Below are 1900 nucleotides of genomic sequence, written 5' to 3' on the forward strand. Positions count from 1 at the left end.
TCTCAATCCACTCGCTGCGCTCGACCTTCTAAAGCAGCCGCGCTTTGCACTCGGCACCGTTTGCATATTTCTCTATGTCGGCGCCGAAGTCACGATTGGCAGCCTCATCACCGACTACCTCATGCTGCCGACAACCCTGGCCCTTCCCGCCGAAGCCGCAGGCAAGCATGTTGCCTTCTATTGGGGTGGCGCCCTGGTTGGCCGCTTTATCGGCTCGGCGCTGATGCGCACTTTCGCGCCCGGGAAACTGCTGGCCTTTGCCGCCACGGCAGTCATTGTGCTGTTGACGATCTCTGCCACCACACAAGGCGTTGTTGCCGGATGGTCGCTGCTGGCCGTCGGGCTGTTCAACTCCATCATGTTTCCGACGATCTTTACCCTTGCGACCGCAGGGCTCGGTCATCGCGCGGCGGAAGGTTCGGGCCTGTTCTGTTGCGCCATTGTTGGCGGGGCATTTATTCCGCCATTGACAGGGTATGCGGCCGACCTCTCGACGCTCGCGATGGCATTGAGCGTGCCAGCGACCTGTTATGCCGGCATCGCAATCTACGGTTGGTATGCCCGCGCTCCGAAGCACTAGCATTCCCTGGCGCGGCTAGCCCATTGGTAGAAGCTAACGATCAGATTCAACCGCTTGTTCGCCGTGCCAGGATCGAGCCCCAGCTCGCCTTGTAGTGGTCTAATGAAACTTAACGTCGTGTCAGGGATTAATTGACCACTACACTCAGTCTGATAATGGGCGCTGATGACCGAAGCTAAAAGTGGAGCACGGGTTTGGTAATTCGATGACGACCGAATCTTTATGTAATTCGCACGATCTGCCGAGGTCTGAGGCGTTCCAAAACGACTACCTGTTGAAGTTTCTGAGCGCAGAGTCCGAATCACGGTGACTTAACCGAACGCTTACGATTACCAGGGGGCGTGTGCTGGACAATGGGATGATGACCTGAAGGCAGAGCGCGGCTCCGAAGCTGTCGAGTTTTGGCTTTTTGCGCAGTGACACCCGGGTAGCCGATCTGCTACATATCGGCAAGTTGGACTTGATCTCTACCATTTGATTTTGCACTGTACATCGCGGTATCGGCACGCCGAATGAAGGCGTCAAACGATTCTGATGGAATCCATGTTGCAACGCCGAAGCTACAAGTCGCCTGTCCAATATCATCAAATGGTAGGGTGTTTATTAGAGCTCGAAGCTTTTCTGCCAGCAGCCTTGTATCGTTCAGTTCGCTATCCGGGCAGATCAATGCAAACTCTTCTCCGCCTGTTCTGCACAGCAGATCGGTTTTGCGTGTTGCCGAACGTATTCGTGTGCACAACGACTTCAGAACGTTATCACCACACTGATGGCCCCAGCGGTCGTTGATGTGTTTGAAGTGATCGACGTCAAACATGATCAGCGACAGAGGTCGGTATTGCACGTTAGCCTCGATGAGCAAGTGCTCCATCAACTCTTCGAAGTATCGGCGGTTATAGACTCCGGTCAGGTGATCGGTAATGTTCAACAAACGCAAGTCTTGCGTGCGCTCATCAACCAGCAAGAGGGCGCGGGCGCGCTGCGTAATCAGCAAGTACACCATCAAGGTCAGCAGCAGCGACAACCCTGCTCCGAACACGACAATTAGGCTGATGGACAGTGCGTAGCTGTTGGCGACCAGAAATGTTGAGCTGGGTCGAAACTGGATCAAGTAATTTTGGGCGGCTACTTTCAGCAGCCGCTGCGTGTACAGCGCTGAAGGGGCCGCGGGGGCCAAGCTCTGATAAATGCTTTCCCCTTGATGCTGCGTGTCGATCAATGAAAGCGTCACGTTCAGTCGTTGCAGACTTGGTAATGGAATGCCTTGTTCCATCAAAGAAGCCAAGCGTACGCTGGAGACAACGAACCCCTGCAAATTATCAT

General features: G+C 54.5%; 2 protein-coding genes. One reads left to right on the top strand and one right to left on the bottom strand.

What is annotated here, in order from left to right; all coding sequences use genetic code 11:
• The coding region (locus AC1DLB_RS28910) for an MFS transporter (protein WP_477786180.1) at nucleotides 1–580 on the top strand (580 nt) is incomplete at its 5' end.
• Nucleotides 581–1019: 439 nt separating this feature from the next.
• Here AC1DLB_RS28910 and AC1DLB_RS28915 read toward each other — a convergent pair.
• Nucleotides 1020–1900 (bottom strand): GGDEF domain-containing protein (locus AC1DLB_RS28915; protein ID WP_477786181.1); only part of this gene is annotated, 881 nt, incomplete at its 5' end.

The organism is Pseudomonas sp. 05N434, assembly GCF_056396965.1.